General features: G+C 42.3%; 19 protein-coding genes and 1 tRNA gene. 19 read left to right on the forward strand and 1 reads right to left on the reverse strand.

Going from position 1 to position 20,683, the window contains the following annotated elements; translation table 11 throughout:
• The first annotated feature begins 6 nt into the window (after positions 1-6).
• The 6 genes from ftsH to B4J50_RS04080 all read left to right on the forward strand — a co-directional run bounded on the left by ftsH (position 7) and on the right by B4J50_RS04080 (position 8,558).
• Positions 7-1,914 carry an ATP-dependent zinc metalloprotease FtsH gene (ftsH, locus tag B4J50_RS04055; protein WP_286846701.1) on the forward strand — a complete coding sequence of 636 codons (1,908 nt, stop codon included), beginning with the start codon at positions 7-9 and terminating at the stop codon, positions 1,912-1,914.
• Positions 1,915-2,030: 116 nt separating this feature from the next.
• Complete coding sequence (gene uvrB / locus B4J50_RS04060) at positions 2,031-4,082, forward strand: excinuclease ABC subunit UvrB (protein WP_286846699.1); 2,052 nt, start codon at positions 2,031-2,033, stop codon at positions 4,080-4,082.
• Positions 4,006-6,849: an excinuclease ABC subunit UvrA gene (gene uvrA / locus B4J50_RS04065; RefSeq protein WP_286846697.1), complete on the forward strand. Its 2,844-nt coding sequence runs from the start codon at positions 4,006-4,008 to the stop codon at positions 6,847-6,849. Before uvrB ends, uvrA begins: the two co-directional genes overlap by 77 nt.
• Entirely contained in the window at positions 6,827-7,603 is a 777-nt protein-coding gene (gene rlmB, locus B4J50_RS04070; protein WP_286846695.1) for a 23S rRNA (guanosine(2251)-2'-O)-methyltransferase RlmB, read from the forward strand. The genes uvrA and rlmB overlap by 23 nt, the downstream gene beginning before the upstream one ends.
• Positions 7,604-7,618: 15 nt before the next feature.
• Positions 7,619-8,419 (forward strand): pyrroline-5-carboxylate reductase, encoded by an 801-nt coding sequence (gene proC / locus B4J50_RS04075; RefSeq protein WP_286846693.1) that lies wholly within the window; start codon positions 7,619-7,621, stop codon positions 8,417-8,419.
• 64 nt (positions 8,420-8,483) lie between these two features.
• Positions 8,484-8,558 (forward strand) — tRNA-Val (locus B4J50_RS04080).
• Between the two features lie 116 nt (positions 8,559-8,674).
• Here B4J50_RS04080 and B4J50_RS04085 read toward each other — a convergent pair.
• Positions 8,675-9,742, reverse strand: coding sequence for a serine hydrolase domain-containing protein (locus tag B4J50_RS04085; protein WP_286846691.1), 1,068 nt, complete (start codon positions 9,740-9,742; stop codon positions 8,675-8,677).
• Positions 9,743-10,014: 272 nt separating this feature from the next.
• Here B4J50_RS04085 and B4J50_RS04090 point away from each other — a divergent pair, with 272 nt between their 5' ends.
• The 13 genes from B4J50_RS04090 (at position 10,015) to B4J50_RS04150 (ending at position 20,343) form a co-directional block, all read left to right on the forward strand.
• A complete protein-coding gene (locus B4J50_RS04090) occupies positions 10,015-10,380 on the forward strand; it encodes a holo-ACP synthase (protein WP_286846689.1) in 366 nt (121 codons plus the stop codon).
• A 6-nt stretch (positions 10,381-10,386) separates the two neighbouring features.
• Positions 10,387-11,919: an NAD(P)H-hydrate dehydratase gene (locus tag B4J50_RS04095; protein WP_286846687.1), complete on the forward strand. Its 1,533-nt coding sequence runs from the start codon at positions 10,387-10,389 to the stop codon at positions 11,917-11,919.
• On the forward strand, positions 11,900-12,124 hold the full coding sequence (locus B4J50_RS04100) for a hypothetical protein (protein WP_286846685.1): 225 nt from the start codon (positions 11,900-11,902) through the stop codon (positions 12,122-12,124). The genes B4J50_RS04095 and B4J50_RS04100 overlap by 20 nt, the downstream gene beginning before the upstream one ends.
• A gap of 20 nt (positions 12,125-12,144) precedes the next feature.
• On the forward strand, positions 12,145-12,612 hold the full coding sequence (tsaE, locus tag B4J50_RS04105) for a tRNA (adenosine(37)-N6)-threonylcarbamoyltransferase complex ATPase subunit type 1 TsaE (protein WP_286846683.1): 468 nt from the start codon (positions 12,145-12,147) through the stop codon (positions 12,610-12,612).
• A complete protein-coding gene (tsaB, locus tag B4J50_RS04110; RefSeq protein WP_286846680.1) occupies positions 12,609-13,286 on the forward strand; it encodes a tRNA (adenosine(37)-N6)-threonylcarbamoyltransferase complex dimerization subunit type 1 TsaB in 678 nt (225 codons plus the stop codon). The genes tsaE and tsaB overlap by 4 nt, the downstream gene beginning before the upstream one ends.
• 202 nt (positions 13,287-13,488) lie before the next feature.
• Positions 13,489-13,698 carry a 4Fe-4S dicluster domain-containing protein gene (locus B4J50_RS04115; protein WP_024822388.1) on the forward strand — a complete coding sequence of 70 codons (210 nt, stop codon included), beginning with the start codon at positions 13,489-13,491 and terminating at the stop codon, positions 13,696-13,698.
• The gene (locus B4J50_RS04120; protein ID WP_024822387.1) at positions 13,691-14,824 is read left to right on the forward strand and encodes a 2-oxoacid:acceptor oxidoreductase subunit alpha; all 1,134 of its coding nucleotides are present in this window, start codon (positions 13,691-13,693) and stop codon (positions 14,822-14,824) included. The genes B4J50_RS04115 and B4J50_RS04120 overlap by 8 nt, the downstream gene beginning before the upstream one ends.
• Entirely contained in the window at positions 14,824-15,651 is an 828-nt protein-coding gene (locus B4J50_RS04125; RefSeq protein ID WP_024822386.1) for a 2-oxoacid:ferredoxin oxidoreductase subunit beta, read from the forward strand. Before B4J50_RS04120 ends, B4J50_RS04125 begins: the two co-directional genes overlap by 1 nt.
• On the forward strand, positions 15,644-16,204 hold the full coding sequence (locus B4J50_RS04130; protein ID WP_024822385.1) for a 2-oxoacid:acceptor oxidoreductase family protein: 561 nt from the start codon (positions 15,644-15,646) through the stop codon (positions 16,202-16,204). Before B4J50_RS04125 ends, B4J50_RS04130 begins: the two co-directional genes overlap by 8 nt.
• Positions 16,205-16,348: 144 nt before the next feature.
• Positions 16,349-16,726 (forward strand): P-II family nitrogen regulator, encoded by a 378-nt coding sequence (locus tag B4J50_RS04135; RefSeq protein WP_286934947.1) that lies wholly within the window; start codon positions 16,349-16,351, stop codon positions 16,724-16,726.
• A 15-nt stretch (positions 16,727-16,741) separates the two neighbouring features.
• Complete coding sequence (locus tag B4J50_RS04140; protein WP_286846671.1) at positions 16,742-17,926, forward strand: cation:proton antiporter; 1,185 nt, start codon at positions 16,742-16,744, stop codon at positions 17,924-17,926.
• 96 nt (positions 17,927-18,022) lie between these two features.
• A complete protein-coding gene (gene rlmD / locus B4J50_RS04145) occupies positions 18,023-19,414 on the forward strand; it encodes a 23S rRNA (uracil(1939)-C(5))-methyltransferase RlmD (protein WP_286846669.1) in 1,392 nt (463 codons plus the stop codon).
• Positions 19,415-19,959: 545 nt separating this feature from the next.
• Positions 19,960-20,343, forward strand: coding sequence for a cupin domain-containing protein (locus B4J50_RS04150; protein WP_286846667.1), 384 nt, complete (start codon positions 19,960-19,962; stop codon positions 20,341-20,343).
• The last annotated feature ends 340 nt before the right edge of the window (positions 20,344-20,683 follow it).

The following is a 20,683-nucleotide window of genomic DNA, read 5'->3' on the forward strand; positions in this document are numbered from 1 at the left end:
TATTTAGTGGGCCGATTGATCAAGAATCTCGGGTTGTATTTGATTCTCGTTGTGCTTGTGGTCAGCTTGGTGAATGTTTTCCTTTCACCAGTTCACAACCCCCAGCAAGCAGAAGCAATTACGTACTCCGAGTTCCTGACCGCTGTGAATACGGGCCAGGTTAAAAGTGTTTCTATTAAAGACAATACTATAAGTGGACGTTTTATAGACGGCAGAAATTTCCAGGCGGAAGTAGTTGGAACTGGTGATCTTGCAAAGGAGATTGCAGCGAAGGGGGTTAATGTAGAAGTTACTCCTCCCCAGAAAACTCCGTGGTGGGCGACAATGATTTCGTCGTTCTTCCCTACCTTGTTACTTATAGGAGTATGGATATTTTTCTTATATAACATGCAGGGTGGCGGAGGTAAGGTCATGAACTTCGCTAAAAGCAAGGCAAAGCTCTTCCTTGATAATCGCCCGAAGGTAACGTTTAAGGATGTGGCGGGATGTGACGAATCGAAAGAGGAGCTCAGTGAGGTCGTTCAATTCCTCCGTGATCCAGGGAAGTTTAAGGCGTTAGGGGCGAGGGTTCCTAAAGGGGTGTTGCTTCTGGGACCTCCGGGAACAGGGAAAACCCTTCTCGCTCGAGCTGTAGCTGGAGAGGCTGACGTACCCTTCTTTAGTGTCAGTGGCTCCGATTTTGTAGAAATGTTTGTTGGGGTTGGGGCTGCGCGTGTGCGAGATCTTTTTGAGCAAGCAAGAAAGTATCAGCCTTGCATTATATTTATCGATGAGATGGATGCCGTCGGTCGTCAGCGTGGAGCAGGACTTGGTGGCGGCCATGACGAGCGCGAGCAGACCTTGAACCAGTTGTTAGTGGAACTAGATGGTTTTGACGAGTCTACAGGGATTATCCTTATCGCGGCGACCAATAGGCCGGATATTCTTGATCCAGCTCTTCTCCGCCCAGGGCGGTTTGATAGGCATGTAGTTGTAGATCGCCCAGATGTAAAAGGGAGAGAGGAAATTCTAGAGGTCCACGTTCGCAATAAGAAATTAGATAAAGATGTAGACCTTGGTGTTGTAGCTCGCCGAACCCCCGGTTTTGTAGGGGCGGACCTTGCTAATTTAGTGAATGAAGCTGCTCTGCTTGCCGCAAGGGCTGGGAAGAATCTCATAACCATGGCTGAGTTTGAAGAAGGCATTGACCGAGTCATAGCTGGACCAGAACGCAAAAGTCGACTAATTAGCGATAAAGAACGACGCATCATAGCGTATCATGAGACGGGGCATGCTTTGGTAGCGAAGTATCTTCCTGATTGTGATCCGGTGCATAAGATATCTATTATCCCTAGAGGGCATATGGCTCTTGGATACACTCTTCAGCTTCCTGTGGAAGATCGCTTCCTTATGTCAAAGGTGGAGCTGATAAACCAGATTACAGTGCTTCTTGGCGGACGAATAGCTGAGGAACTCAACTTTGGGGATGTGACAACCGGAGCCGGTAACGATCTAGAACGAGCAACATTCATTGCTCGTAAAATGGTTACTGAATACGGTATGAGCGAGAAATTAGGTCTCGTTAAGCTTGGCCATAAACATCAGGAAGTCTTTTTGGGACGGGATATCACGGAAGATCGAAATTACAGTGATCATGTAGCCTATATGATCGATCAGGAAATAAAATTCCTTATCGATAGTTGCTATCAGAAGGCTAAAAATATATTAAGTGAAAACCAGGATCAAGTGGACCTTGTAGCAGAAGCCCTTCTTGAGAAAGAGGTTATTGAAGGGAAAGAGCTTGACCAGCTTCTTGGCATTTCTGGTGGAGAAAGTGCGGAGAGAGAAGAACCTACCCGAAATGTGGATCTAGAAGAGAAAAGTCAGGTTCGTACAGGGGCAGGAAGGCCTGGAGTTGTCGGGAATCCTGCATAAAAAGTAGAGAAGAAACAAGGGCGTGTCTGCAAAAGCGGGCACGCTCTTTTGTTGTAAAAAGGGATAAAATAAAAAGATATTAGTAAAGCATGTAAAACTAAAGGAGTTCTAGAGTGATGGCTCATTTATTTAATCTTGAAGCAGACTGGCCTCCATCAGGGGATCAGCCGGAGGCCATCGAAGCTCTTACCCAATCTTTGCGGCAAGGGCATCGTTTCCAAACCCTTTTAGGGGTAACTGGTAGTGGAAAAACCTTTACTGTAGCAAATGTCATAGCTTCTTTTGATAGACCAGTGTTAGTTTTAGCACATAATAAAACGCTGGCGGCGCAGCTTTATACAGAGTTCAAAGGTTTTTTCCCAGAGAATGAGGTTCATTATTTTGTAAGTTACTATGATTACTATCAGCCGGAGGCTTATATCCCTTCAAGTGATACTTACATAGAAAAAGATGCCTCTGTGAATGATCGGATAGAGAAATTGCGACTTGCTGCGACAAAAGCTCTTATTGAACGCCGCGATGTTATTGTAGTGGCAAGTGTATCGTGTATCTACGGTTTAGGGAAAAAAGAGATGTACGAAAAAGTTATATTCCCTTTTGCTGTGGGAGAAGAGTGGGAGCGCAGGAAGTTCATGGAATGTCTTCTAGATAGTTATTATGAGCGAAACGATATGCTTTTGGAGCCAGGGAAATTCCGTGTTCGAGGCGATATTATTGAAGTTTTTCCCTCATATAGCAACGACACTGCCCTCCGTATAGCTTTTTTTGACGAAGAGATAGAACGTATTGATGAGATAGATCCAGTAAGTGGCCGTTCAGTGAAGCAGCTTGAAAAAGCTTCGATTTTCCCAGCTCAGCACTATATAACCAGTCGCGATGCTATAGATCAAGCTATGGAAGATATTCAAAAGGAACTTGAGGAGCAAGTTTGTCTCCTTAAGGAACGGGGAAAATTGCTGGAGGCCCAAAGACTTGAAATGCGTACTCGTTACGATATGGAGATGCTCCAAGAAGTAGGATACTGTTCGGGGATAGAAAACTATTCTCGTTATCTGGATGGACGGGAAGCCGGAGAACCTCCAGGTACGCTTCTTGATTTCTTCCCCGATGATTTTATTATGGTAATAGATGAGTCTCATATTACCTTGCCGCAGGTTCGTGGTATGTATAATGGCGACAGAGCTCGTAAATTGACGCTGGTAGAAAATGGTTTTCGTTTACCCTCCTGCTTAGACAATAGACCATTGAATTGGCAAGAGTTTAAAAAACATATGGGGCAGGTTATTTTTATCTCGGCTACTCCTGGTGATTGGGAGAAGAAGGTCTCTTTAAGCATAGTGGAACAGATTATACGCCCTACAGGGGTGGTAGATCCGGAAGTTATTGTGAGCCCAGCTACGGGGCAAGTTGATGACCTTGTCGGCCGTCTTAGGGATGTTATAGCTCGTAATGAGCGGGCACTTGTAACAACCCTTACTAAAAAATCGGCAGAAGACCTGGCTGAATATCTATCAGAATTACAATTTAAAGTAAAATACATTCATTCCGAGCTTAACGCTTTTGAACGAGCTGAGCTTATTCGTGATCTTCGGAGCGGCGATATTTCAGTTCTCGTAGGAATTAATTTGCTACGAGAGGGAATGGACCTTCCAGAAGTTTCTCTCGTGGCTATTCTTGATGCAGATAGAGAAGGTTTTTTACGATCCCACCGGTCTTTGATTCAGATTATGGGGAGAGCGGCTAGAAATATTCAGGGACAAGTTATTCTCTATGCTGATGAAGAGACAGAAAGTATTCGTACCTCTGTGGAAGAAACGCGTCGTCGCCGGGAAATCCAAATGGATTTCAATGTAGAACATGGCATTACACCTCAATCTGTGTATAAATCTATCCAAAACTTACTCCCCGAAGAACTTGTTTTTGAAGAAAAGCAAGAAATAGGCGGTGGAGAGAAGAGAACTTTGCCGGTTCAGACGTACTCTCAGCCTGATCTGGAACAGCTTATGTGGGAAGCGGTAGAGCATTTAGATTTTGAAAAAGCGGCACAAATTCGCGATATTTTAACTGCATCGAAAGGGAAGGAGTGGCAACGTGTTGCATCTCATCAGCATAAGAGGAGCAAGAGAACACAATCTCAAAAATATAAGCGTTACTCTTCCGAAAAATAAATTAGTTGTCATTACAGGCCCCTCGGGTTCTGGAAAGTCTTCCTTGGCTTTCGATACCCTCTATGCAGAGGGGCAGAGACGCTATGTGGAATCTCTTTCTGCATATGCCAGACAATTTCTTGGAATGCAAAAAAAGCCTGATGTTGACGATATTTCAGGTTTATCTCCTGCTATTTCTATTGAACAAAAGGGGACATCTCATAATCCCAGATCTACAGTTGGAACTGTAACCGAGGTTTATGATTATCTTCGACTTCTCTTTGGAAGGCTGGGAGTACCGTATTGCCCTTCGTGCGGGAAGCCTGTTATTCGCCATTCTCTAGATGAAATAGTGGATATTATTTATAAGGATTATCCGGAGCAGCGTCTGGAAGTTCTTGCTCCGCAAGTTCGAGCTAAAAAGGGAGAGTTCAAAAACCTCTTTCTTCAAAACAGAGAAAAGGGTTTTATGCGAGTTCGAGTTGATGGAACAGTGTATTGGCTTGAAGAAGAGATTCCTCTCGATAAAAACAAAAGGCACACCATAGAAGTGGTGATAGATCGGCTTAAAGTTTTAGAAGACAGAAAGGCTCGAATTAGTGAGGCAGTAGAGACGGCTCTTTCTTTAAGTAACGGCTATGTTTTGCTTGTCACTGACGGAGGCGTAGAGCGGCTCTTAACAGAAAATTATGCTTGTCCTGATTGTGGGGTTGCGCTTCCCGAGATAGAGCCGAGGCTTTTTTCTTTTAACAATCCTTATGGAGCTTGTCCTGATTGTTCAGGTCTCGGAAGTCACGAGCATTTTTCCGAAGAATTGGCAGTAGATCCTAGTCGTACCGTAAGTGATGGAGCCCTTCTACCGTGGAAGAAAAAACACTATATGTTGAGTAAACTTTATACTTTTGCTACTCAAAAAAACTGGGATTTATCTATCCCTTATAAGAACCTCTCTAAAAAAGTTCAAGACTTCATCCTTTGGGGTTCTGATGAGCGCCTCCCCATGTTTTTTACAGATAAGGGGCAAAGTCGCCAATATATGGGGCGTTACGAAGGACTTCTTCCATGGCTAGAAAGTCGATGGCGGGATACAGAGTCTGAGAACGTTATGGAAGAGCTTGGCGGATATCGTGTGGAGGATCTCTGTCAGACCTGCCAAGGATTACGGCTCCGTAAGGAAGCCCTTATGGTTCGACTTAAAGGCTACTCTATAGGAGACCTTATGGAAACGCCTATAGATCGGCTTATACCAGTTTTAAAGGCCATGGAGTTTTCGGAAAATGAGCATAAAATTGTAGGACAAGTTATGTTAGAACTTGAAAAGCGTCTCTCTTTCTTAGTGGATGTGGGGGCAGGCTACCTCTCTCTTCTTCGTAGAGCTGATACCCTCAGTGGAGGGGAAAGTCAGCGTATTAGGCTTGCAACCCAGATCGGTTCAAAACTTAGTGGTGTTTTGTACGTACTCGATGAACCTACGATAGGACTTCATCCTAGAGACACAGACCGCCTTCTTCGCACCCTTCAGTCTATCCGGGACTTAGGAAACACTGTTGTAGTTGTAGAGCATGACCGGGAGACCATGCTTGCTGCTGATTCTATTATAGAAATGGGGCCAGGGGCTGGAGAGCGAGGGGGAGAAATTGTTAGTGCCGGTTCGGCGGAAGAGATTCGCAAAACGAAAGGTTTGACAGGTCCTTATTTGCGGGGAGAAGTTTCAGGATGTATACGAAGAGACTTTGTACGTCCCCCTGTAGGATGGCTCACTCTTAGGAAAGTGGCTCATCATAATTTGAAGGATATTGATGTATCGATTCCCGCAGGTGTTTTTACATGCATCAGTGGTGTTTCTGGCTCTGGTAAAAGTAGTCTCCTGTATGACGTATTATATAAAGGAATGAAAAGACTTTTAGATAGAGATTTTCGGGAGAGAGCTGGGAAACATGATGGCATAGAAGGGATAGAGCTGTTTAAAAATGTGGTAATGGTTGACCAAAGCCCTATTGGGCGAACCCCACGTTCAAACCCCGCTACATATACGGGAGTGTTTACCTTGATCCGAGAGCTTTTTTCTCAGCTGCCGGAGGCTAAATTAAGAGGATATGCTCAGGGTCGTTTTAGTTTCAATGTTAGGGGGGGACGATGTGAGGCTTGTGGTGGGGCTGGATCAGTGAAGGTCTCAATGCTTTTTATGCCTGATGTATACGTTGATTGTGATGTATGCGGCGGTACAAGATATAACAGAGAAACCCTTGAAGTTCGTTATAAAGGGCGTAATATTTCAGATGTTTTGAACATGACAGTAGACGAAGCTTCCGAATTCTTTAAAGATATTCCTCGTATATCCTCAAAACTTGCTTTAATACAAGACGCAGGGTTAGGGTATATACGATTGGGGCAGTCTGCTTTAACCTTGAGTGGCGGAGAAGCTCAAAGAGTTAAATTAGCTAAGGAGCTCAGTAAACGTTTTACAGGCCCCACTCTCTATCTTCTTGACGAACCCACTACAGGACTTTTCTATACGGATGTTAAAAAACTTCTAAGGATCATCCATCGGATAGTCGATCAGGGGAATACTGTGGTGATGATAGAACATAACCTCGATGTATTGCTATCGGCGGATTATATTATTGACCTAGGTCCTGAAGGTGGATTAGAAGGAGGAACAATTGTCACGCAGGGAACTCCCGATGAAGTCATGACTTCGAAACGAGGATATACTGCGGCGTATATGCATGAATATGCTAAGCAACTGGAGAAGGAGGAACGTTATGGCGAAAAAACAGGATCGTGATGCCATCGATCAGGAATTTATATGGGGTCGCCAGCCAGTATTGGATTTACTACGGCATTCCCCGGAAAAATGTTTAAAATTATGGATCTCAGAGAGAGCTCAATCGGCTTTTGTTAACGAATTTGTAACACTTGCTAAGTCAGCAAGTGTTATTTTTCAGAAGGTACCTCCATCGGTTCTTGATGAAATGTGCCCCAAAGAGCTTCATCAAGGTGTCATAGCCCGAATTACGGCAGTGGAACAGATAGACCTTGATATATTTCTTAAGAGTCCTTATGCTCAAGCTAAACATATATTGATCGTTGTATTAGACCATATCCTTGATCCTCACAATATTGGTGCTATTGTGAGAACAGCAGAGGCGGCAGGGGCTGCGGCAGTTATCTACCCCCGACGGCGCTCTGCACTACCTGGTGGTACAGTAGTAAAGGTGAGTGCAGGAGCTGCTCTGCGCGTTCCTATGATTGCTGTAACAAATATTGCACAGACGTTGTTACGGTTGCAAGAAGAGGGATTTTGGATTGTTGGCCTAGATCACAATGCAGAGCAATCTTTTTGGGAGGCTTCTTACCCGAAACGTACAATTCTCGTGATAGGGGCAGAAGGAGAGGGATTGTCTCGTCTGGTAAAGGAACGCTGCGATCTTCTCTTCCGTATCCCTATGACTGGAGAAACTGGGTCTCTCAATGCTAGTGTTGCTGCGGCTCTTGGCATGTTTGAATGGGCGAGGGCCTGGGGAGAACAAGAACAATAGAAGGGGCTGAATGAAATGACTTTTCGCGTTGCTGTGATTGGAGCAGGCATGTTAGGTGGATCTGTTGCGAAAGGATTAGCGCAAAAGGGTTGCCATGTGGTGGCTGCGGATAAAAATCTAGAGAAGGCTAAACATTTAGAAGAGGCGGGAATAGTTCTTCTTCATGACAATGTAGAAGCAATTCGTCAAGCAGATGTGGTTTTTTTTGCATTGAAACCCCATATCCAGTTGCCGGTAATCTCCTTGCTCGTTGAAGAATTAAAAGGAAAACTATGTTTCTCCATGGCGGCAGGTGTGCAGATAGGACAGCTTTTTTCTGTGGCGCCTGAAGTTCATTGGGTTCGTGGAATGACAAATATATGTGCATCTGTAAATGCGGCCTTTACAGCTTTTACTCTGTCTCAAAATACGACGGATCAGGATCGGGATACAGCTATAAAACTCTTTTCTCTTTTGGGAGAGGTAGAGGAGACTGAAGAGCCCTACCTTGACGCTATAACAGCCATATCTGGCTCTGGGCCAGCATATATCTTTACAGTTTTGGAGGCTCTTACCTATGGGGGCCTTCGCGTTGGCATTCCTAAAGATTTAGCCCTAAAAGCTTCTGCTGCTACAATGATTGGAGCAGCTCGACTTGTACTGGAAACAGGGAAGCATCCGGCAGAGTTAAAAGATGGGGTTGTAACTCCTGGTGGGACCACAATAGAAGGCCTTTATGAACTAGAAGAAGGCGATGTTCGAAGTGCTTTTATCCGAGCCATTACTTCTGCTACGCGGAGAGGGAAGGAACTGGCTAAGGAAAGTAAAAACAGTTAAAAAAAGTCTTATCTCTCCTAGACGTTGACAATTCAGGTACAGACCTGTAGAATACCAAGTCGTTGGGTGGTTAGTTCAGGGGGAGAACGCTTCCTTGACGCGGAAGAGGTCAGAGGTTCAATTCCTCTACCACCCACCATATGATGATTAAAGGCTTTCAGGGGGAAACCCTGAAAGCCTTTTTGTTATGAGGAAGGAGTCATAAAAGGCTCTTTTTTACATTAGCTTTAGCTGACATTTACCATTTTTAAGAAATCAAGCCGTCTTCGTCAGAGAGAGGCTTTTTGTTGCCTGAATAATTTTTATCATAGTTTGAAATGCGATATTCGGCTTAGCTTGTTGATTTGTTGTTCCTGTAATGTATAGTTTTTCATTTGGTATATAAAACGCTACTGAACCTGTAGAACCGCAATGCCCTAGCATAGAGGGCACAGGCTGAAATGGGGAAAGAATGCGAGGCAGAGAAAATCTTTCTATCCCAATGCCATACTGAAAGGGGAAGAAAATTTTATTCCATTTCTCTAATTCTGAAAGTCGTTCTTTAGGGAAAAAATACCCGTTAAAGAATGCTTTTAAAAATGTCATTTGATCCCGTGCTGTGGAAATAATATCATTTCGCGTAGAGTTGAGAAACATAGGTATGTGCATTATTTTAGTTTTATATCGAATGGGAACGAATTTTTCACTTTTGCTTTCTTCATATACGTACGTCTGAGAGAGCCCCAATTCTTGAAACAACTTGCTTAAAACGACATGTATAGGTTCTCCTGTAATGTTTTCTATAATGAGCCCCAAAATTTGGTGGTTTGTATCTGTATATTTTGCGCACCCTCTTTGTCCAGGCGAAAAGTGTGTTTTCATTTCTCTTACCCTTTGTATGACTTTATCAACAGGCCAAGGTTGGTCAATACTTGCTTCAAGTTCTTTCATCACTTTCCCCCCGTTATTTTGTTTGTCTGTTAAATAACAGGGGAGCCCTGATGTCTGAGAAATAAGGTGGAGAATGGAAAGGTCATAAGAATATTCTTTCCCTTTGTAAATATGTAAACCTCGGAGAATTTCGTCAGAAAGATATTTAGAAATTTTATCGTATAAATCTAAAATTTTTGTTGCAGAGAGCCTTAGAATAATGGAGGATACAAATAGCTTATTGATGCTGGCGATGAAATAGTGGCTGTCTTCCTGCATATCCCCGCAAGCACTAATTGCATCAATCCTTTTATCATCGGACGATATATAAAAAACAGCCCCATAAATATATCTTTTGGTAGCGGCACTATATACTAACTGATCTAAGATTGATTGATTACATGCCTTTGTCATCGCTCATTTCCTCCCAACTGGTTATTATTCACGTTTGTCCCCCCCTTTTTCTTTATCAACTTTAACTCTTGCGTTTTTCTCTTAACCAAGCCTGTGTCGTCATATATTTGATAGTGCTGTTATATAGTTCTTTATGCGTTGCTTATATTTGTGAGATTAATGTAGAGGATTTTATAAGGTTGTTTTTGAGCGATTTCATAAATTGCATGGTATAAAATAAACATAGTGAAATAGTGTAAAAGTGTAAAGATCTAAAAGGGGGATTTATATCGATGATTCAAGGCATAGGGGTTGATTTATGCCGTATCTCCAGAATTGGGGAACTGGTTAAGAATCGCCGCTTCCTTCAAAGGGTTTTTCATGAAGAAGAGCAGGATTATGCCTTTAAGAAACCCGTTCCTGCGAGACATCTTGCTGCTTCTTTTGCAGCACGCGAGGCATTTGTCAAGGCTTCCGGTCTTGACTTTTTTCAGATTGTTTTTCGAGGAGTATGGATTCGTCGATTTTCAACGGGCCCTTCAATTGTTTTTTCTCCACAAATAGAACAGTGGATGAATAAACACTGTTTGTTAGCCCATGTGAGCCTTTCTCATGATGGAGATTTTGCCCTCGCTTTTGTTGTGCTCGAGAAGAGGTGACTGAAATTGAAATTTTACGATGTTTCAAGTGTACGGCAAGCCGATGAAAATGCCATAAAGAAACTGGGCATACCTGGTGTTGTTCTTATGGAAAATGCAGGGAAAGAAGCGTCGCATATCGTTGTTGAAAAATATCCTTACGCTCAAAAGATTTGTATTGTCGCTGGTCCGGGAAATAAAGGTGGAGATGGCTATGTTATGGCGAGGCATTTTAAAGAACAAGGTCTCGATCCTCTGATAGTTTTGACCTCTCCTAAAGAGAAAATTCATGGAGATGCTCGTATAAATTTAGACATTGCAGAAAGACTTTGTATTCCTATCTATTTTTCTTCAGAGTGTTCAGATGAAGATCTGAGAATACTTTTCCGATCAAACGATATTGTAGTAGATTGTCTTTTAGGTACTGGAAGCATAGGGGCTCCGCGAGGCGAAGTAGAGAGGGCTATTCGTTTACTCCAGGGAAGGCGTGGCATTGTCTCTATTGATATTCCTAGTGGAGTTAACGGTGTTACGGGAGAAATTTACGAGCCATGTATAGATGCGGAAATAACTATTACAATGCTTGCTCCTAAGACAGGTCTTGTAGTTATGCCTGGATCTGAAAAAGTGGGAGAGCTTTATGTAGCTCATCTTGGTGTCTCTCCAGAAGCTATTCTTGATGACAAACCAAGAGCTTTTTTATGGGATGAGAAAAATACAGCTGCTTACTTGTCTCCTCGCCCCCTGGGTTTGCATAAAGGAGGGAGAGGTACTCTTCTCATTGTTGGGGGAAGCTATTTGTATCGAGGAGCCCCCTTGCTTTCCGCTTTGGGTGCATTAAGGAGCGGTTGTGGAGTAGTAATAGTGGTAGCTCCAACGGAAGTTTGTGAATCAGGATCTTCTTTTTTGCCGGAAGCAGTTTTTCATCCTCTTGATAATCCAGAGGAGGTAGAATCGCTGCTTTCATGGGAGAATCGTGCTACCATGACTGTTGTGGGACCAGGTTTGGGACGAGGGGAGAGAGGACGTCGCCTCATGGATTTTTTATGGAACCAGTGGGCTCATCCTTTGCTAATTGATGGAGATGGGTTATATTGGCTTTCCGAAATGAAAGGGTGTCTGAGAAAGCGTCGTGATGTTATTCTTACTCCTCATGAAGGTGAAGCTGCTACATTGCTTGGAACCTCCGCTCAAACGATAGCTAGTTCTAGGCTTGCAGCGGCTCGGGACATAGCTATGGAATGGGGCACTGTCGTTTTGAAGGGGTATAGATCTATTATTGATAACGGAGCAGAAACTGCAATTATAAGCAGAGGTGGTCCTGAATTATCTATCCCTGGATCTGGAGATGTCCTTACAGGAATTATAGGATGTCTTGTTGCTGGGAATCACTTTTCGTTGTTAGAAGGAGCCGCATCAGGGGCATGGATTCACGGACAAGCAGGTTCTTGCCTCTCATGTCAGCGGGGTGTAGATGGCCTTCTAGCGCGAGATGTGGCAAATTATATCCCTACAGTCCTCGCAGAGCTGAGAGGTAATCATGAGAAGGCGAAAAGTTAATTGGGACGAAGAGATCAAGAAGTCGGAAGAGATTCGAAGAAAGGGTTTACGACTCACCCTTGTAACCTTTCTAATGGCATTGTTTTGGCTGTTTGGAATGAAACATATGCATAAAGAGTGGTCTTGGGGTTCTGCGTTGTGGGTCATTCTCTTCTTTATGGGGGGAGCTCTTCTCATTTTTTGTGTTGCGGGTAAGCGGAAATAAAAGGGAAAAGAGGCTGCCTTATGAAATTCATATCCTCATCTCCAGAAGAAACAATTCTCTTGGGGCAATTTATGTCGCATCATGTCTATCCTGGTCTCGTCATTTTACTTTACGGAGATCTAGGAGCTGGAAAAACGGAACTTGTCAGAGGTCTTGGTAATGGCCTGGGTATTCGTGGGGTTCGAAGTCCTTCTTTTACTCTTATTAATGAGTATAAAGGGCAATTATTACTCGCTCATGTTGATCTTTATCGGTTACATAAAGGGGCGGAAGATGAATTAGGTCTTTTTGAATATATTGACGAGGGATTTGTAGTAGTCATAGAGTGGCCTGATCGACTCGTTACCGTGCCTGATACAGATGTTTGGCTGTTTTCCTTTGAAATAAAAAATCAAAACACTCGAGAAATAACTTTATCTGCGAGAGGTCCGAAAGCTGAAAAAGCCCTTTACGCCCTTTTGTCAGATGTTAAGGAGGGGCTGGAATGAGTCAAAATATTATTTTAGGTTTAGATTGTGCGACCCGATGGACTAATCTCGGAGTGTCGATAGATGGAACTGTCATAGGAGAAATAAATGTGAACATAGGGAGAGAACAGGCCTCTAAACTCCCGGAGTTAGTGAATAAACTTCTTGATTTAACAGATATTGCACTGAATCAAATCTCTGCTGTAGCGTTGACTGTTGGGCCAGGATATTTTACAGGAGTGAGGGTAGGGCTTGCTTACGGATGCGCTCTTGCAAAAGGATTAGGTATTTCTGTAATTCCTCTCACCACTCTAGAGGTCATGGCATTCCCTGTAGTACGCATGGGAGTTGTTGCTATTCCCATTATTTGGGCAGGACGGGGGGGAGTGTACTGTGCTGCTTATGATAATAAGGATGGTGAGATGAATGTTCTTTGTCCGCCTCTTTTTTGTTGCGCGACTAATCTTCACGAAATAGCGACTCGGATACCTTCAGATGTCCCTTCCCAATGGCTTTGTGATGATAAAAGCAGAATAATGACGCTATTCCCTGAAGAAAAAGTTTCAAATTGTATTCATTTAATCCCTTCCGGTGGTAATATCGCTCAATTGGGGCATATAAGAAGAAATATGAATACGCCTGCTGATAGAGTTCAAGCTTATTATTTAAGAGAGCCAGATTTCGGGAAAAATTAAATTAAAACCATTAGATATTCCCTAAATGAGGCTTGTATTGTATTTTTATCTTTTTTATCACAATAAAAAAATAAAAATAAAAAGAAAAAAATAAAAATCACCTTGAATAAAAAAACAGAAACCTATATTCTTTGGAAGAGTTGTTTTTTTGCTAACCCTAATAAAATTATTTAAATGTCCCTTTCATTGGGAGGTGGCAACGTTGCCAAAAAAATTTGATGTAAGTATTAATCGGACATGGTGTAAAGGATGCGGCTTGTGTATTAATGTATGTCCCAAAAAGGTTCTTAGTTTCAATGAACAAAGAAAGGCTCAGCCCGAAAAACCAGAAGATTGTATAGGTTGTAGACAGTGTGAAAATATTTGCCCAGATTTTGCTGTAACTGTAAAGGAGGAAAAAGAGGATGCCTGAGGTCCGGTTTTGGCAAGGAAACGAGGCATTGGCTCACGGGGCTTTGGCTGCAGGATGTAGATTCTTTGCAGGGTACCCCATCACTCCGTCTTCAGAAATAGCTGAAATTATGGCTCTTGAGCTCCCTCGTTTGAATGGGCGGTTTCTCCAGATGGAGGATGAAATTGCCGGTATTGCTGCTATTATTGGTGCTTCTATTGCGGGAATGAAATCTTTAACAGCTACTTCGGGACCTGGCTTTTCCTTAAAGCAGGAGAATCTCGGACTCGCATATATGGCTGAGATTCCTATTGTTGTAGTAGATGTTATGCGTGGGGGACCTTCTACAGGGCTTCCTACGAAAGTGAGTCAGCAAGATGTGATGCAGGCGCGGTGGGGAACGCATGGAGATCATGCGACTATTTGTTACTCTCCATCTTCAGTTCAAGAATGTTTTGATATAGCTATCAGAGCGTTTAATATGGCTGAGCGTTTTAGACAGCCAGTGCTTATCTTGAGCGATGAAGTGTTGGGACACATGAGAGAAAAAATAGTTCTTCCTGAAGCAGGGTCTTATCCAATAATGAATCGTAAGCGGCCTGTTGATGTCCCGGAAAAATTTGTCCCATATCGTCCAGATCCTCAGGATGATTTGCCGTGCATGGCTTCTTTTGGAGACGGTTATACATGGCATGTTACGGGATTGACTCATAACGATTGGGGATTTCCTACCAACAACCCGGAAGAAATCGAAAAGAAGATGCTTCGGCTGGTCCGTAAAGTAAGTCGTTTCCGAGATGATGTGGTGGAGTATGCAGTGGAAGACGTAGAAGATGCTGATGTTATTGTCGTTTCTTATGGCAGTGTTGCTCGCTCTAGTTTGAGAGCTGTAAGAGAGGCAAGAAGCAGAGGGCTCAAAGTTGGATATTTCAGACCGATTACTTTGTGGCCTTTCCCTGATAAAGAGATCGAAAGATTGGCACGGAAAGCAAAAGCCATTCTTGTTCCAGAGTTGAATTGCGGACAAATGGTTCTCGAGGTGGAGCGAGCTGTCCATGGTAAAGCTAAGGTTATTCCTCAAAACTTGGTAAATGGAGAGCTTTTCCAACCTGATGATATCCTTTCTGCAATAGAGGAGGTGGCATAATGCCTACTCAGGAAGTTATGAGCTGGCTTAGGACGCGCTTTTTTCCTCATATCTGGTGTCCAGGATGTGGTCATGGGATTATTATGCACGCCTTACTTAGAGCACTTGTGAGTCTAGATAAGAAGAAGAGCCAAACCGTCATTGCGTCTGGAATTGGATGCTCTAGCCGTATGCCTGGTTATATAGATGCTTGCACAGTACATACTACGCATGGTCGCTCTTTAGGTTTCGCCACAGGCATAAAATTGGCTAATCCTTCTCTAACTGTAGTGGATGTTATGGGAGATGGAGATTGTTCTGCTATTGGAGGGAACCATTTCATTCATGCATGCCGTAGAAATATTGATATTACGGCCATAGTGATGAACAATAATATTTATGGGATGACTGGAGGCCAAGCTTCTCCTACGACACCTCAGGGTGCTTTAGCCACTACCACTCCCTACGGAGCCATTGATCCTCCTTTCGATATTTGTCGCCTTGCTGAAGGGGCGGGCGCTTCTTATGTTGCCCGTGCTACTATAGCGAATCCTAAAATGGCAGAGCAATATATTATGAACGGTATAAATAAGAAAGGCTTTGCTGTTGTAGAGATAGTGAGTAGCTGCCATACGCAGTTTGGACGCCGCAACAAGAGAAGATCTCCTATGGATAATATTAATTTCTTCCGAGAAAACTCTGTCTCTATAGCGAAAGCGAAAGACATGTCTCCAGAGGAATTACAAGGCAAGATAGTTGTTGGTGAATTTGTCAATAGAGATGTTCCTGAATATACAGAGCAGTATCTCTCTCTCATTGAAATGGTAAGGGGGAAGGATCATGAGTAGATATGAAATTCGCTTTGCTGGGTCTGGCGGTCAGGGCATTATCTTGGCTGCAGTTATTGCGGGTGAAGCGGCTGCTCTTTTCGAAGAAGAGCTGTACGTTGTTCAAACTCAATCTTATGGTCCTGAAGCTCGAGGTGGAAAATCTAAAGCTGAAGTAGTCATTTCTACAGAACCTATAGATTACCCGAAAGTTACCCGTCCTAACCTGCAGGTTATCTTAACGCAGCAGGCTTGCGAGGAGTTTTCCGGAGATACGTTGCCGGGTGGACGAATTATATTGGATGATACTTTTGTAACAGATTTCCCTCAGGTTGATGCCTATATCTATCATTTACCTATTTCTCGTACTGCTAGAGAAAAAATAGGGAAAGAGCTTGTTACCAATATGGTAGCCTTGGGCGCAGTTGCCCGTGTTCTTGAATTGGAGCATGTGGCGAACCCTGAATCTGTTAAGAGAGCTATCCTCGAAAAAGTTCCTGCTGGCACTAAAGAACTTAATGCGCAAGCTTTTGAGGAAGGCTACCAGTTGTTTAAAGGAAGCGTTCATTTGTAAGAAACACACCCCTCTATAGAAGTAAAACTGTTTGGGTCATATTACCCACAGTAATGAAGGGTCGGTCTGCTAACATTGGCCGGCCCTTCCTTGTTTTTTGTTATATTATGGAGGGAATAAAACAATAACAACAAAGGAGTGTGTATGATGCAGTTGCTAGTTGTTGTTACTAACAGGATAGAAAAAGTAGAAACTCTCTTTAAAGAACTTCTCGATATTGGAATACGAGGAGCAACGGTCATAGATACACAGGGGATGGCCCGAGTTTTGCACGATGATCTCGATAAAATCCCCCTTTTCGGCTCTCTTAAAATGCTTATTAATGATCAATATCCTTTCAACAAAACAATTTTTGTGGTTCTGGAAGATAGTCAAGTTCAACCTGCAATAGGAGCTGTGAAAAAGGTTTTAGAAGATTTATCTAAGCCTAATGCAGGGATTCTTTTTACGGTGCCGGTTAATTATGTTGAGGGGCTTTTTCTTCGTTCTCCAGATGTTGATTCAAAATCTAAAACATTTTAAAGGGGTAGATAAACGGTGCACTCTTTGTATTATCTCGCCATAGTCCTCTTTGCCGGGCTCTTTATGGCGAAAATTGTAAGGAAATTTAAATTACCTAATGTAACAGGTTATATTTTAGCGGGAGTCTTTATTGGCCCTTCTTTTTTAGGCTTTATTCCTCACGAAGTTGTCTCTTCTTTCAATATTCTTTCAGAGGCTGCTTTAGGGTTTATTGCTTATAGCATCGGTAGTGAATTTAATCTTAAGCATTTGCAGAAATTAGGCCCGTCTATTCTCTGGATTACAATTGCGGAATCTTTAGGGGCGATGCTCTCTGTTACGAGTGCTATGGTCTTGATTTTCAAGCAACCGATAGCTTTTAGTCTTATTCTGGGATCCATTGCAGCGGCTACTGCCCCTGCTGCGACAATTATGGTGATTAGACAATATAATGCGAGAGGGGTTGTTGTCGATACCCTCCTTCCTGTTGTGGCCATGGATGATGCTGTAGCCATTATGGCCTTTGGAATAGCCATTGGAATTGCCCAGTCATTGTCATCGGTAGGTGGAGGAAATGTTTCTCTACTCAAAATAACGGTAGAGCTTTTGTTAGAGATCTTTATCGCTATTGGCTTAGGGGGATGTATTGGCCTTTTCCTTTCCATTATTTCCGGACGACTAAAGGGGCAAGAGACTCTCCTTTCTTTTACTATAGCTTGTATTTTTTTAGCGGTAGGGATTGCTTCTGAATTAAAAGTATCACCTCTTCTCGCGTCTATGACGGTTGGAGCTACTGTATCAAATTTAGTGTATCACCGAGATCGAGTTTTATCTGTAGTGGATCGTTTAACACCGCCGATTTTTGTCAGTTTTTTTACGATATCAGGGGCGGATTTGAAACTTTCAGTTCTTCGTCAAGTGGGTTTGCTTGGAGTGGGGTATGTGATTTTTAGGATAGTAGGGAAAATTATAGGGTCTTATATAGGGGCAAAATGGACTAAGGCACCGGCTACTGTGCAAAAATATTTAGGGTTAACTCTTGTTCCCCAGGCTGGCGTGGCTATAGGCCTTTCTCTTTTGGCAGAAAAATCTCTTCCTGGGATGGGAGTTGCATTGAGAAATATTATTCTTGGATCTACAGTTATATATGAACTAATCGGACCTGTTATAGCAAAGCAAGCTCTCTTAATGGCAGGGGAAATTTCTTCAGATAATTCTTAGTTTAAGCGTAGAAATAAGGATACTTATAAACGTCTATGAACCTTAGAATAGTGAGCTAGTATAAATAATAATAAAACGTGGAAGGATGATCTTTTTTTGGGAACACCTATTCTTCATAAAGAAAATCAACATATAGAGCTAGAGATAGATGCATTAAGTAATGACGGTAATGGCATAGCTCGAGAGAAAAATAGCAGCTATGTCTACTTTGTTCCTGGTGCATTACCTGGTGAGAGAGTAAGAGCTACGGTTTTACAAAAAAAGAAAACCTATGGTATTGCAGATGTAGAGGAAATCCTTTCTCCACATCCACAGCGAGTAGAACCGAAGTGTCGCTGGTATTCTCTTTGCGGCGGATGCCAGTTGCAGCATTTTTCTTATAATGCTCAACTTGAGGCAAAAAAAGATTTTGTTCGGGATGCCTTCCGTCGTATTGCCCACATGAATATAGAAGATATCCTGTCTCCTTGTGTGCCCAGTCCGCGCCAATGGGGATACAGAAACAAGGCTTCCTTTCCTGTGCAAGGAACAAAAGATGGCATAGAAACTGGCTTCTATCGCCGTCGAAGCCACGATTTAATCCCGATCGATTTTTGTCCTCTTCTGGAGCCAGCTTTAAACGAGATGTATGTTTATATGAGAGAGGCTTTACCTGCCTTAGGGATTCTTCCTTATAATGAAAAAAATCATTCCGGAATGTTACGTCATCTGGTTTTTAGATATGGTAGCTTTTCTAAAGAAGCAGCAATTTGTTTTGTATGTAGAAGAAGATTGTCGAAAAAAGATAACAAAAATATCCGAGAGCTTTGGGAAAAGTTTCAAGGGGAAAATATAAATGTGGCAGGTGTACTTGTTAATCATAATCCCCATCGCGGGAATGCTATATTAGGTCGCCATTCGACTATCCTTTCAGGACGTTCATGGCTTCGAGAATATCTTCACTCCTTGGAAATTCGCTATGAAGCGACGGCTTTCCTACAGGTGAACAGTTATCAAGCTAAGCAATTATATCAATATGGGGTCCATTCCCTTCGCTCCTCTCCTGCGGATCATTTACTCGAACTTTATGCGGGAGTTGGATCTATGACCCTCTTTTTTGCTCCTGCCGCTGCACAGATTACTGCGGTGGAGGAGTGGCCAAGCGCTGTGGAAGCAATGAAAGAAAATGCGAAAATTAATAGATTTTCTAATATAAAAGTTTATGGAGGAAGGGCGGAAGAAATAATATCAAGCCTCAAGGGGCCTTTTGAGGCCGTTATCCTTGATCCACCTCGAAGCGGATGTGCTCCAGAAGTAATAAGTAAAATATTGGAATTGAATCCGGCTAAAATTTTATATGTAGCATGTAACCCGGCAACTTTAGCGAGGGATATATCTCGACTTTGTGGGGAAGGTCGCTATACGTTAAAATCTTTACAGCCATTTGATATGTTTCCACAAACTGCCCATGTTGAGTGCGTCGCGTTAATAGAGAGAGAAAAGGTTTGATTCCAAAGGAATCGCGGGTTTTAGGGTAATTAAAGAAGTGTGTTTTGTGTTTGCCTAGACTTATGTTTAGGCGATTTCCGCTAAGGGGACGTATGGTTGGTTACACGGAAATCTACAAATACGCGTAATGTGGTAAGATTTTGTGTAAGAGTATGGAAGATATATGCAAAGTGACTACTTCTTCGGAGTGCCAGGGGGAAGTATAGTTTTTCTCAATTCGGGGGATTCCTACGTTGCGAAAGTGGAGAATTTTGTTTCGCAACTTTACTCCATTGTATTTTGCAATAAACACCTCTAACTTTAAACTATAATACAATGAAATTGTACAATATATAATAAAGTATTTTTATAATGCACAAGCGAATTAGGGGGTGAAAATAAAAACTGGTATATTATTGTTGATCGGAGTTTTTATTATCAACTTCTTAATAATTGTACTAATGGGATAACAATATTTTTATTGTTCCCCAAATAGAAAGAACAGCAAGTGAGAGTTAAAAATTATCTAAAGAGCTTAAAAATATGAGGGAGGTACAGAGGTACATATGGAAAATCAAAAGAAATATAATTACAATCAACAAATGAATATTAAATTTGATTATCTGGAAAAAATTACTATTAAAGATATTATTAGTAATAATACGGACAGGTGGTTTAATCAGTCATTATGTGAAGTAAACTCATCTGTTTTAAGACTTGGAATATTTGAAGGCGAGTACCACATGCACAAGCATGAGAATGATGATGAAGTTTTTTTTGTATTAGAGGGTGCTATGATATTGGAAACAGAAAAAGGTAACTTTAATCTGGAACAATACGAAGGAACTTGTGTGCCAAAAGGCACAATGCATAGACCAGTGGTACCAGAAGGCAAGGCTGTAGTTTTAATGATTGAAAATAAAGGGATTGACCCTATCGGTACGGTGTGATACTCCCCAAGGTCAAATCATAAATGCTTGAAAAACCGATCCACAACGTGTCAATAACGGTCCGGCTTTCTTTGCTGATATTGTTGTCATGACTTGGTCAGGTTAGCTTAATCTCTATTTTTTGCATGAAGAAACACATAGCTGAACTTGAGTTGGAGAACGAGATATTAAAAAAAGCTACTGCTATATAAAAAAGGCGCTTTACCGTAAATTTCGGTAAAGCGCCTTTTTTATTATCTCTTTCACTGTACCTAAGTAAACGGAACGAAACTCTGACTCATCTACATAGAAAAGCTAAAGTATATATTGACAAAAGTTGATATGAAGCATATATATTACA

The organism is Aminobacterium sp. UBA4908 (assembly GCF_002398115.1).
Classification (GTDB): domain Bacteria; phylum Synergistota; class Synergistia; order Synergistales; family Aminobacteriaceae; genus Aminobacterium; species Aminobacterium mobile.

Bases quoted from the DNA above. Each gene is read 5' to 3' on its own strand.
- B4J50_RS04100 (WP_286846685.1), top strand. From the start codon at position 11,900: ATGAGAAGGCGAAAAGTTAATTGGGACGAAGAGATCAAGAAGTCGGAA.
- B4J50_RS04135 (WP_286934947.1), top strand. From the start codon at position 16,349: ATGATGCAGTTGCTAGTTGTTGTTACTAACAGGATAGAAAAAGTAGAA.
- B4J50_RS04085 (WP_286846691.1), bottom strand. From the start codon at position 9,742: ATGACAAAGGCATGTAATCAATCAATCTTAGATCAGTTAGTATATAGT.
- tsaB (WP_286846680.1), top strand. From the start codon at position 12,609: ATGAGTCAAAATATTATTTTAGGTTTAGATTGTGCGACCCGATGGACT.
- B4J50_RS04120 (WP_024822387.1), top strand. From the start codon at position 13,691: ATGCCTGAGGTCCGGTTTTGGCAAGGAAACGAGGCATTGGCTCACGGG.
- B4J50_RS04125 (WP_024822386.1), top strand. From the start codon at position 14,824: ATGCCTACTCAGGAAGTTATGAGCTGGCTTAGGACGCGCTTTTTTCCT.
- B4J50_RS04130 (WP_024822385.1), top strand. From the start codon at position 15,644: ATGAGTAGATATGAAATTCGCTTTGCTGGGTCTGGCGGTCAGGGCATT.
- B4J50_RS04090 (WP_286846689.1), top strand. From the start codon at position 10,015: ATGATTCAAGGCATAGGGGTTGATTTATGCCGTATCTCCAGAATTGGG.
- B4J50_RS04150 (WP_286846667.1), top strand. From the start codon at position 19,960: ATGGAAAATCAAAAGAAATATAATTACAATCAACAAATGAATATTAAA.
- tsaE (WP_286846683.1), top strand. From the start codon at position 12,145: ATGAAATTCATATCCTCATCTCCAGAAGAAACAATTCTCTTGGGGCAA.
- rlmB (WP_286846695.1), top strand. From the start codon at position 6,827: ATGGCGAAAAAACAGGATCGTGATGCCATCGATCAGGAATTTATATGG.
- uvrB (WP_286846699.1), top strand. From the start codon at position 2,031: ATGGCTCATTTATTTAATCTTGAAGCAGACTGGCCTCCATCAGGGGAT.
- proC (WP_286846693.1), top strand. From the start codon at position 7,619: ATGACTTTTCGCGTTGCTGTGATTGGAGCAGGCATGTTAGGTGGATCT.